The organism is Pseudoalteromonas sp. XMcav1-K (assembly GCF_044005875.1).
Lineage (GTDB): Bacteria > Pseudomonadota > Gammaproteobacteria > Enterobacterales > Alteromonadaceae > Pseudoalteromonas > Pseudoalteromonas spongiae.
In genome coordinates this window covers 297,976-309,224 of the sequence record NZ_JBIPJE010000045.1, presented here as the reverse complement: position 1 = coordinate 309,224, position 11,249 = coordinate 297,976, and the positions used below count along the sequence as shown (strand labels likewise).

11 protein-coding genes are annotated in these 11,249 nt (G+C 39.4%); 10 read left to right on the top strand and 1 reads right to left on the bottom strand.

Annotation, left to right across the window (positions count from 1 at the left end; translation table 11 throughout):
- The first annotated feature begins 7 nt into the window (after positions 1-7).
- The 9 genes from sctN (at position 8) to ACHSBP_RS14250 (ending at position 8,376) form a co-directional block, all read left to right on the top strand.
- Positions 8-1,378, top strand: coding sequence for a type III secretion system ATPase SctN (sctN, locus tag ACHSBP_RS14290; RefSeq protein WP_010558986.1), 1,371 nt, complete (start codon positions 8-10; stop codon positions 1,376-1,378).
- The gene (locus ACHSBP_RS14285) at positions 1,375-1,854 is read left to right on the top strand and encodes a YscO family type III secretion system apparatus protein (RefSeq protein ID WP_395389244.1); all 480 of its coding nucleotides are present in this window, start codon (positions 1,375-1,377) and stop codon (positions 1,852-1,854) included. Before sctN ends, ACHSBP_RS14285 begins: the two co-directional genes overlap by 4 nt.
- Positions 1,851-3,374, top strand: coding sequence for a hypothetical protein (locus ACHSBP_RS14280; RefSeq protein WP_395389243.1), 1,524 nt, complete (start codon positions 1,851-1,853; stop codon positions 3,372-3,374). Before ACHSBP_RS14285 ends, ACHSBP_RS14280 begins: the two co-directional genes overlap by 4 nt.
- The gene (gene sctQ / locus ACHSBP_RS14275) at positions 3,371-4,354 is read left to right on the top strand and encodes a type III secretion system cytoplasmic ring protein SctQ (RefSeq protein ID WP_010558989.1); all 984 of its coding nucleotides are present in this window, start codon (positions 3,371-3,373) and stop codon (positions 4,352-4,354) included. The genes ACHSBP_RS14280 and sctQ overlap by 4 nt, the downstream gene beginning before the upstream one ends.
- Position 4,355: 1 nt before the next feature.
- Positions 4,356-5,006: a type III secretion system export apparatus subunit SctR gene (sctR, locus tag ACHSBP_RS14270; protein WP_395389242.1), complete on the top strand. Its 651-nt coding sequence runs from the start codon at positions 4,356-4,358 to the stop codon at positions 5,004-5,006.
- Positions 5,007-5,009: 3 nt separating this feature from the next.
- Entirely contained in the window at positions 5,010-5,276 is a 267-nt protein-coding gene (gene sctS, locus ACHSBP_RS14265) for a type III secretion system export apparatus subunit SctS (protein ID WP_010558991.1), read from the top strand.
- Between the two features lie 2 nt (positions 5,277-5,278).
- Entirely contained in the window at positions 5,279-6,064 is a 786-nt protein-coding gene (gene sctT / locus ACHSBP_RS14260; protein WP_010558992.1) for a type III secretion system export apparatus subunit SctT, read from the top strand.
- 8 nt (positions 6,065-6,072) lie between these two features.
- Positions 6,073-7,161: a type III secretion system export apparatus subunit SctU gene (sctU, locus tag ACHSBP_RS14255; RefSeq protein WP_395389241.1), complete on the top strand. Its 1,089-nt coding sequence runs from the start codon at positions 6,073-6,075 to the stop codon at positions 7,159-7,161.
- 168 nt (positions 7,162-7,329) lie between these two features.
- Positions 7,330-8,376: a hypothetical protein gene (locus ACHSBP_RS14250; protein WP_395389240.1), complete on the top strand. Its 1,047-nt coding sequence runs from the start codon at positions 7,330-7,332 to the stop codon at positions 8,374-8,376.
- A 124-nt stretch (positions 8,377-8,500) separates the two neighbouring features.
- On the opposite strand, the gene ACHSBP_RS14245 is transcribed toward ACHSBP_RS14250, so the two are convergent.
- Complete coding sequence (locus tag ACHSBP_RS14245; RefSeq protein WP_010558995.1) at positions 8,501-8,698, bottom strand: hypothetical protein; 198 nt, start codon at positions 8,696-8,698, stop codon at positions 8,501-8,503.
- Between the two features lie 198 nt (positions 8,699-8,896).
- On the opposite strand from ACHSBP_RS14245, the gene ACHSBP_RS14240 reads away from it, so the two are divergent.
- A complete protein-coding gene (locus tag ACHSBP_RS14240) occupies positions 8,897-10,978 on the top strand; it encodes a winged helix-turn-helix domain-containing protein (protein ID WP_395389239.1) in 2,082 nt (693 codons plus the stop codon).
- Positions 10,979-11,249: the final 271 nt, after the last annotated feature.

Below are 11,249 nucleotides of genomic sequence, written 5' to 3'. Positions count from 1 at the left end.
ATATTCCGTGTCAGAATTTAGTAATACCCTAACCGAGTTAATTAACGAGCAAAAAGATGCTAACGCAAAGCGTATGGCACAGATGAATGCGAATTTATCTGTTGCACGTCCATTGCGCGTGAGGGGATGGGTGTCTCAGGTTTCCGGAACCATTATTCGGGCTGTGGTGCCTGGGGTAAAAATTGGCGAATTATGTCGTTTAGTTGATCCTGAAAATAATAGCTTTGTCCTTGCAGAAGTGGTTGGCTTTGATGAACACCAAGCACTCTTGACCCCGATGGGTGACATGATGGGGATCTCAAACAGCACAGAGGTGATCCCAACAGGCAAACCTCACCAAATTAGGGTGGGTGAGCATCTACTCGGTGAAGTGGTTGACGGCCTTGGCCAACCAATGAATAAAGAGGAACACGCTGACTCTGAAAAAGGCACGTTAATCAGTGTGTATGCTGATGCGCCAAATGCAATGACGCGAAATACCATCGAAAAACCACTCTCTTTGGGTGTTAAAGCCATTGACGGTGTGCTGAGTTGTGGCGAGGGGCAACGTCTTGGGATTTTTGCGGCTGCTGGCGGTGGTAAAAGTACCTTACTTGCCATGCTTATTCGTAATGCCGATGTTGATATCACAGTACTTGCGCTTATTGGTGAACGTGGACGTGAAGTACGCGAGTTTATAGAGCGTGATTTAGGCGAAGCAGGCCGTAAAAAAGCAGTACTTGTTGTAGCTACCTCAGATAGACCCGCGATGGAACGGGCAAAAGCAGCCCTTGTCGCCACTTCTATAGCAGAGCATTTTCGTGATCAGGGTAAAAAAGTTCTGCTCTTAATGGATTCTGTAACGCGCTATGCACGGGCGCTTCGAGAAATTGGTCTCGCAGCAGGCGAGCCACCAACACGTCGTGGTTACCCGCCTTCAGTATTTGCAGCATTACCACAATTAATGGAGCGCGCAGGTCAGTCAAATACCAGTTCGATTACGGCTTTATACACGGTTTTGGTTGAAGGTGATGATATGACCGAGCCAGTTGCCGATGAAACGCGCTCAATATTAGATGGCCATATTGTATTGTCTCGAGAGCTTGCTGCTGCGGCACATTATCCGGCAATTGATGTATTACAAAGTGCAAGTCGTGTGATGAATCATTTTGTTAGTTCAGGCCATAAACAGGCGGCACTAAGTTTACGAAATGCGCTTGCTAAATACAAAGAAGTCGAACTGCTTATTCGAATTGGTGAATACCAAAAAGGACAAGACCAAGAAACGGATAAGGCTGTGGAGGTCATTGACCGGGTGAAAGCATTTTTACAACAAGGCACAGAAGAAAACATTCCGTTTGATAAGTCTGCCGAGATGTTACAGGCGTTATTTAAATGATGCTTGAACGCTTACAACAAATAAAACAACGCCAACGAGACAAATCAGAGCAAGCACTGTTGCAAGCTGGTGCAAGGTTGCGTGCGTTAGAAACGGAGCTTAAGGGGCACATTGAAACGTTAGAAGAGTATATCGTGTGGCGAAAAGAACAAGAAAAAGCCCTCTATCAGCAGGCACATGATGCGTTTTTAACACGTTCTGGCGTTGATAAGTTTCGCCTCAAAATTGCCAACCTTCGCAGCCATGATGCGACCTTGAAAAAAAATATCGCGACGTGTGAACAGCAGATTGAAGCGGCAAAAAACACCGTTCAGGTATGTCAGGCTGAGTTACAAACAGCGAATAAAGCGATGGAAAAGTTTGCTTCTTTAATTGCACTTGAAAACACAAAGCGTGCATTACTGGCCAATCGCAACGAAGAAAACCAACTCGATGAATTTGTGACATCGCGCTTTTCGGGAATGAAATCCATATGAAAATTACTAATGATACGATGCAAAATCGACCTTCTAATGGGGTTGATGTGCCGACAAATCACGGCGCTCAACTAACTGAGCAGGGCAGTCGCTTTAATCATTTAATGAATGATAAAAAACAGACTAAATACCATCAGATTAATGATGGTTTGGCGCTAACGCCGAATGAAAATAATCCTGAGAAAACGACAATAAAGCAAGAACAGCGTGTGATATCACACTCCCAACTGGATGAATTTCTGACGTCAGATTATGATTTTCCTAAAAAGCAGCAAAACCCGATAATTGCTACTAAAGGTGTTGATGATAATGTGAGTGCACAAATACGCGGTGCAAATAACGTTATTTCAACCTATCAAGCCTGTGAACTTTCTTTGTTATGCCATGAGCCGACAGTTGCTTGTTGTGACGGTTTTGAGCACTTGATTATTCCGCTGGAAGATAAAACAACTGCACACGTTAATAAAAAAATTGACGAGATTGCGCATTCAAATTGCACAGTGCAAGTGCAAGTGCAAGTGCAAGCTGAACTAATAGTTCAGCCGTTAAACAAGAACCCACACAGCAACATTAAGCTGAGTGATACCGCGTTTACCCCAAAGCAAGTCAATGCTATCGAAACTATTGAAAAACGTCCAGTTTTTCCAAGTAAAGCGTTTGAACTTGCTCCCCATCCAGTTGTATTTGAATTAGCACCAGTCAAAGCAAATGACACTAAAAACATAAACCAATTTGATGCGATCACGCTTCCTTTGCCAACAGCATTAACTAAATCGCAGTATGATAATCCGAACGCTAGCTCAATCGACTTATTAACCAGTGCAAACATCAATACCGTTAGTTTGAATAAAGCGCCTGTGACAAACAATAATGTGGTTGCCAGTCAAATTTTCATGCCTGAGCCTTCGCATGGTTTTCATGGTAGTGTGTTGAACGATATTGCGTTTTCTAAAGACGTAAATGATTTATTACATAACAATCAGCTAAATATTACCTACAAAGGTGAACTACATACGACTATTCACTGGGCCCATGCTCCGCAAAAAGTAATGCCAAGCCTTGAAGCTGCATTAGAAAACTTGGGCGACTCAATAAATGAAGTGGCAAGCTCAGTGTCATTACAAAGTACACCGCACGCTTTGCCATCGGTTGAGCAAGTTTTTCGAGCCCAGTTAAAGTCTATTGACCAAATTCACATTGTAGAAAATTTTAAATCACACTTTGCCCAGATTGACGAAGCAATACTTAAGCAATCGCCGTCATTGTCCATCTCATTAGAAAGTCAATATTTACAAGGCGGTAAAGTACAAATTGACATTGAACAAGGGCGTTTAACAATTCATTTCGATGTTTCGTCATCACACGTTTTGGCGCAGCTTACGCAGTCTTTACCAGATTTAAAACTAGTACTGAATGAACGCTATCCGCAATTTAATACCCAATTCTCAATGAATGACTCTGATCAGCAAAGACAGCAACAAGAAGAGCGAGACGAGCAGACTGAGGGTGAGCAATCATGATGGTAGAAAAATTCGAATTAGCCGCGACAGCACCTGAACAGGTTAGGTTTGCTAATTTATTACTAAAACAACCGCTAAGACTCGTATCAGATCAGGTAACCTGTCATCAGTTGCGTCAAATCTCAAAGCCGCAGGGGGAGCTGGTTAAAATTGAGTGTGCAGTTGGGCAACAGTCATTTAGTCTATTCGCAACCCATGCTGCATTGCAGACATGGCTTGAAAGACAAGGGTATGCATTAAGTATTACCTCCTTACCTTCGGCTTTACTTGAAGCTTTGATTGAAAAACTGCTGTCACCACTTCAAGGCAGTTTTAAACAATTATTCGGTGAATTTGTAGCGATTTCATCGATCTCACTTTCTTCACCTTACAAAGCAGATGAAGAGTCTTTTTGCTGCGAATTTACACTAAGTACACCCGACGATTTAGCCTTAATTATCGCGTTAAAACAACACCAGCTAGCGCGCTTAATTTCACAAAACCCAACATCAGTAAGACAAGGTATTTCGGCAATCGACCTCAAGCTTAGTTTTAGCATGGGTAAAACAACTTTGCCTCAAACCGACTACTTAGCGCTTGCTTGCGGCGATGTTGTGTTTTTTGACCAATGTTATTTCGACAAAGAGCAGCGTGTTTGTCTTTTGATAGAAAACACACCTGCTTGGCAAGCAAAGCTTAATAACCACACCATCACAATTGAACATTCTTGGAGTAATACCATGAGCGAAGAGCAACTTGCACAACCTAATGCGGTATTTGATTTAAATACTGTTCAAGTTGAATTGGATTTTTCTTTACCATCAAAGACCTTGTCTTTACCGGATGTGCAGAACCTTCAACCAGGTTATGTGTTTGAAAGTGATTGCAAACCCGATTCCCCGATTTTGATAAAAGTGAATAATCAAGTGATTGCCAATGGCGAATTAGTCAAGGTAGGCGAAAAACTGGGTGTACGTATCTTGGATGTAGCTGGAAACTAATATGCTCGGCAATGATTTAGATTACGTCTCGTTAATTATTGCTTTAGGCGCATTAGCCCTTGTGCCCTTTTTAGCAGTGATGGCGACCTCATTTATAAAAATAGTGATTGTATTTTCACTATTAAGAAATGCGCTAGGTGTGCAGCAAACACCACCGAATATGGCGCTTTACGGTGTTGCAATGGTGTTAACCTTGTACGTGATGGCCCCTGTGGGTTTTGAAGTAAAAGAGTATATGGATAACAACCCTAAAGTAGTAGAATCGCCAGAACGTTTTGGTGAATTAATTGATAATGGGCTTAAGCCGTACTTACAATTTCTTCATAAAAATACCACCGAAACAGAACGTGATTTTTTTATTAATAAAGCACACGAGCTATGGCCTGAAAAACATGCTAAAACATTGAATGAAAACAGCCTATTAGTACTGATGCCAGCGTTTACAGTCACACAAATCACAGAAGCATTTAAAATAGGTTTTTTAATCTACTTACCGTTTCTTGTAATCGATTTGATAGTGTCAAACATCTTATTGGCAATGGGTATGATGATGGTGTCGCCGATGACAATTTCATTGCCATTTAAATTATTAGTATTTGTGTTGCTTGATGGTTGGACACGTCTTACGCATGGTTTAATCGCGGGGTATTAGCCAGTGAATTTGTCGACAGCGGAACTTATCCAACTAGCGAATGAAGCACTTTATTTAACCTTGATTTTATCATTGCCGACCATAGTTGCCGCATCATTAGTAGGTACCCTAACAAGTTTGGTGCAAGCATTAACGCAAATTCAAGAGCAAACCCTATCGTTTGTGCTAAAGCTTATTGCTGTAGTTGTCACTTTGATGATTACAGGCAATTGGATGGGACAAGAGATTAGTACTTTGACCGACAATATCTTTAAAGCGATTGGTGGTTAACCATGTTAGATGCGGCAGGGCTTGAACAAATTATTAAAACCTATCTGCTCGGTGTACCGCGTTTAACGGTAGCGTTTATGATACTACCGGTATTAAGTAAGTCTGTGCTGGGTGGCAGCATGGTACGAAATGGCGCCATGTTGTCGTTTGCGCTTTTTATCTACCCAATGACCGCAGACTCATTGCCACCCGATTTATCGTTGGCGGACTACTTTACGATATTAATCAAAGAAATGACGTTAGGGCTGGTGATTGGATATATGGCGGCTGTGCCATTTTGGATTGCCGAAGGCGTTGGCTTTTTTATTGATAACCAACGCGGCGCGGCGATGGCGAGCTCGGTCAACCCGATTATGGGCGAGCAGACTTCACCGCTAGGTATTTTTATGACACAAATAATGGTCACTATTTTTGTTATTAGTGGCGCGTTTTTATCGCTTATCCTTGTTATGGTGCAAAGTTACGCTGTGTGGCCTGTTGGTGTGCTGTTGCCACAGTTTATGACAGGGTTGGACACGTTTATTTTGAGCCAATTAGATTTAGTGATGGAATTGGTTGTTGTGTTGTCTGCACCAGTAATTCTAGCCATGTTTTTATCTGAATTTTCGCTGGCTTTAATTAGCCGATTTGCACCTCAGCTGAATGTATTTTTTCTTGCCATGCCAGTGAAAAGTGCGATTGCGCTCTTTGTATTAATTTTATATCTAAAATACTTAGTAGAGCACTTATACGATTTAATCGAAAAAACACCCAGTCAAATCATCGAATTTATGATTAGCTCGTTTTAGGTATCTTTGTGTCTGAAAAAACCGAACAACCCACCCCGAAAAAGCTCAAAGATGCTAAAAAAGATGGCCAAGTTGCGAAAAGCAAAGAAATAGTGTCACTTGCTATGTTGCTAGCTGTAATGGGCTATTTCTATATTTTTGGCACAGTGTTACTCGAACAGATTATGACATTGTTTAGTTTACCAACGCATTTCTATGATCGCGTTGAGAATCACACATTTAATAAAACCATTGGCCAAATTTTATTATTGTTTTTGTTGCAGACGATGAAATTGCTTGCGCCATTACTTTCAATCGTTTTTCTAACTGGCATCATAAGTAATTTAGTACAAAGTGGCTGGATTATGAGCGCCAAACCAATCAAACCTGAGCTTAAAAAAATAAGCCCGAAAGAAGGCGCAAAAAAAATATTTAGCTTTAAGAACTTAATGGAGTTCATTAAGTCGCTGATTAAAATTATTGTGCTGAGCTACACTGCCTATTTTATTCTCACCAATGAAATGAAAACGCTGATGGCAATACCTCACTGTGGCGCAGCGTGTGCCTTTACGTTATCAGGCAGCTTAGTATTTAAATTAATTTTGTACTGTTTAGGTGTGTTTATCTTTTTGGCCGCAGCTGACTATTTGCTCGAAATGAAACAGCATAAAAAACAGCTGATGATGAGTCATGATGAAGTTAAACGTGAATATAAAGAGATGGAAGGCAGCCCAGAAATTAAAGGTCGCCGCAAACAATTGCATCAAGAGTTAATGGAAGAGCAAGTCGAAGCGAGAGTTAAATCTTCCGATGTGATTGTGACTAACCCAACGCGAATAGCTGTAGGCTTAAAATATGATGCAACCGCAGCGCCATTGCCCTATGTCACGATTAAAGGTGAACTACTCTCGGCAAAGAAAATTAGAACCATTGCTGAAAAACATGGTGTGCCAGTTATCCGCCAAAAATATTTAGCGCGAGGTTTGTTTGCAAAGGTTGAAATGGATAACTTTATTACAGAGGAATACATTGAAGCAGTTGCAGATATTATCCGTTTTGTGCGCAGTTTAGATAATAATCATTCTGAAGAAATTGAACCTGATGACATTTATTATTAATAGCTTAATGGAATAGTGTTTAAAATCAAGTGGTTACTTGTGTTTTAAGCTGGGTGTCCAAATAAAATTAATTGCACACATTTCTGCATAATTCACCGTATTTTACCCATCATAATAAGTCTTAATTTAGGAAAACAACATTAAGTTAGTTACTTATTAGGAACGAATATGCCAATACCTGATATAGGCGGTACACAATCCGCTTCACAAACAAATGTGATTAACCCATCACAAGTTAATAGTAATAATGATGCAAACTCTCAGATTAACAGTGCTGAATTAGGTCACCGTGATGTGCAACAAGTGTCAAATGACCCTGTGTCTGTGAGCTGGCAAGATAAGTTTAGTAATGCCTGCACTTCAATTAAAAACTCGATTGTTGCGACGCTAAGTAATGTGAAAGACGATGTAGCCGAGTGGTGCGATAAAGCCTCTGTAAAATTAGCGGATATTGGCGAAGCAATTAGTGATAAAGCAAATTCAATTTTTAATAGTATTAAAAACATGATTTCAAGTAACAATAATGGTCTTTCCATTGATAGCCATGCCAATCTTGAGGCGGGAGTGTCTATTGTTGTTGATCAGAATGACCAACCGGGTGCCGGTATGGGACCAGGAGCCCCTGTTAATAACATGATGGCAATGGATGATGTGCCAAATCAAATTCAGGCAAATATAGAAGCCATGATGAACCAAAGCGGTGAAGATGCAGATGTTAATGTTGTGGCAAATGGACCACAACTTAGCCGAGAAGGCAGCATTGAAGGCATACCAGATAACATTAATTTAGGCGCTACGGCTGGCTATATTGATGATGTTGTGAATCAAAGTGATTCACCAGTGAATAGACAAATTGCAGTTGACCAAAATATTGCTGAACAGGCGCAAGCGGCATACGACTTTGAAGGGCAAATGAACACTGGCTTTGAACAACAAGCTGCTGCAATGGCTGAAGATCAAAATATTGCTGCTAAAGATACTAATTTCGAAGATGTGTTTGGCGAAGCGGGTGAGGGTAAAAGCATTGATGTCGATGCATTAAGACAAGAGGCAATTGCACAGCAAAGTAAAGCGAATGAATCAAAATTTGCTGATAATCTTAAAGCTGATTTGGATGCAATGAATGCAGCATTAGATGATATTGTTGAGGATATGGAAGAAGCAAGTTCGCAACCAAAGGAAACGATAGGAAACGACCAGTATGGTGAACAGTAATTAGTTATACAGGCGGTTAATTTTGACCGCCTTTATGTTTCTTGAAATGGTTAAATATACTCAAGCGAAGTTTAACGTGAAAAGCGGTATTTACCTGGTTAAATAACCATTAAAAAACTAAAGGCTAAAACCTAATCTTAAAAGACACTGAAAAAAGGCTACCAGTGTCTTTTTTCTTTTCCACTTGCTTCTTTTTTACTTGTTGCGTATTCGTCTGCTTTGTGTGTGAGTACTGGTTTGTATCTGAAGCTTGTAACACTTCATTCTGATTAAGCTCAGGTATTGCTAATTGTGCTGAAAAAATAAGTGCAATAAGTGACATCGGTTATTTCCGCTTTACATAAATTACGTTTGTGGGGCCATGATGCCGATTAAATTAATCTTTGTCTCTTATCAAACTATTATATCGTGAAATATAAGGTTTCTTTTAAAATTATATCTAAATTTCAATATGTTAAATGAAACCTTATCTGATTATTTTTTAAATAAATAATATTACTTGTAGAAAACAAAACGAGTTATGCTAATATCGCGTTTATTTTTGTTAACTGCGACCAACGTGATTTATCAGTTAGGACCTTGGCTTTTTGATAGCGATTTATGTTTGCTATCGAACGGTGATATTAAAACGGAATTAGACCCACTTCTTGTTAAGTTATTGCGGTATTTTATTGCACATCCAAAGCAAATTATTTCTCGCCAAATGTTGGTTGATAATGTTTGGCAGCAATCATTTGTTGACGACAATGCGATAAATCGCGCAATGTCTGAATTGAGGAAACAACTCCAGCATTCTGAGCTTGAAGCGCCGCTAATCAAAACCCATTATCGTAAAGGCTATAGCTTACAACTACAGCCAAAAATAATTGAAACCCAAAGCACTGAAGTTAACGAAAAAGAGAAATCAACGCGAACGAATGTACGTCCAAATACTTTGCTTGTTATTGGTGTATTGCTGTTGGTTGTTGGGCAACTTTGTTGGTATTTTTGGCCAAAACAAGACAGCGATTATGTGGCGACGGCAGATTTTAAAACCGAACTTGTAACTAACGATAGCGGGGCTGAAATGCTTCCGTTATTTAGTTTTGATAAAGCCTTTATGGCTTACACTCGCTCTTATCCAGAAACCAAAGAGAGAAAAGTCCATATTAGACGGATCGCGGATAAGCAAGAAATTACGTTGGTTCACCCAACAATGATGATTTCCGCATTGGCGTGGCAAAATCAGCAGCACAGTTTAATTGTGCAAGCGGTAGACTTGAGTTTGGGTAAATGCGAAATTCTGTTGGCAAATATATCGGGTTTTACAGCAAGTTCGGATTTTACTCATCTATCAGATTGTAATTACCAAACAGATGGCTACGCAGCGCTCGATAAACAAGGGCGATATTTGTATTACACATCGAGCAATAACGAACTAAAAACAAAAGCCTTGTTAAAGTACGATACAGAAACAAAGACATCACATGCATTGGTTCCGGCGCGTCCTGATTTGTTTGGCCCAGCGATGCCAAAGCTGTCAAAAGACGGAAAGTGGTTGGCTTATTTAATTTTTGAGAAAAATAAGCGTGTGCAAGTGTTTTTACATTCATTCGAAACGCTAGAGTCAAAAAGGCTATATCAAAATAAGTCAGCAACGTATTCATTTGCATTAGATTGGGTAGACACGAAAACGTTGCGATTTATCGATTATGACCAAATCGTAACAATCGACATTAACTCATCAAGTGTCATTGAACGCCTATCACTACCTGATTTTGTGTTTCCTTATTATATAAGTCACAGAAGCAAAACAGATCTTTATTACACAACAGGTAACACCCAACACTACGGTTTTAAACAAGTTGATGACTTTGGCCGTGGGCATGATGCGTATAGTATTTATGAATCAAAACACAACTCATATTTTATTCAGTACGATAATGAGCGCCAGCAATCCTATTTTATTTCTAAACGAAGTGGCATACCGCAGGTATGGCATGGCAACAAATTAGGCGTTAAGCAATTAACCCATTTTGAAGATAAAGCAACTGTATTATCAAAGTTAAAATTAAGCCCAAACAGCAACCATTTGTTGTTTGAACGAAATAACCGCATTGAAATTTTAAATGTAGAGTCGGGTAAATTACGCAGCGTTGATTTTTTAGCGAAAAAAGAACTATTGTCGATCATATGGGGCGAAAACAGTAATACTTTGTTGTATGTAGAAAAAGGTGATGATGCGCGGGTTAAGCGTTATGATTTTATAACAGAGGAACAGCAAACCATATTATCAGTCAACTCATTGTCACTATTTAACAGTAATAACGGTGTGCCTTATGCCGCAACTGATAAAGGCTTAGTTAATCTAGATACTAAAGAATTAGTTACACTGCCTGACAATGTTATTGTCGATTTAAATATGCGATTTAACTCTGTAGATGATTACTTTTACGCAACTGACCGAATTAAAACGGTTTATCGTTTTAAAGCTGGTGATAAAGAAGCTGATGTGAGTAAACTCAATTTTAATATCCACAGTATGGACATAACAAATAAGCACCAAATATTACTTGGGAGCAGAATTATGAAAGATATAGATATCGAACGGATCTGGTGGTAAAACACTATTTAACACTCTGTTGCGTTCAAATATTAACCTAAATTATATTTTTTCTTCCTACTATAATTTTCATTTATAATGGGTATTATTTGGCTAAATCCTGCTTGTGATATCCTCGTGTTACAATGCCAGAAAATGAATATCTAAAGTGAAGTCGACATATAAAACAGACTATTGCGTAATCCCATTAACGTGCTTTAATTGGTTGCAAAGTGGTTAGGTTTTTGTTTGGTAATAATAACTATTATCAATGAGTTATTGACGACTTCAC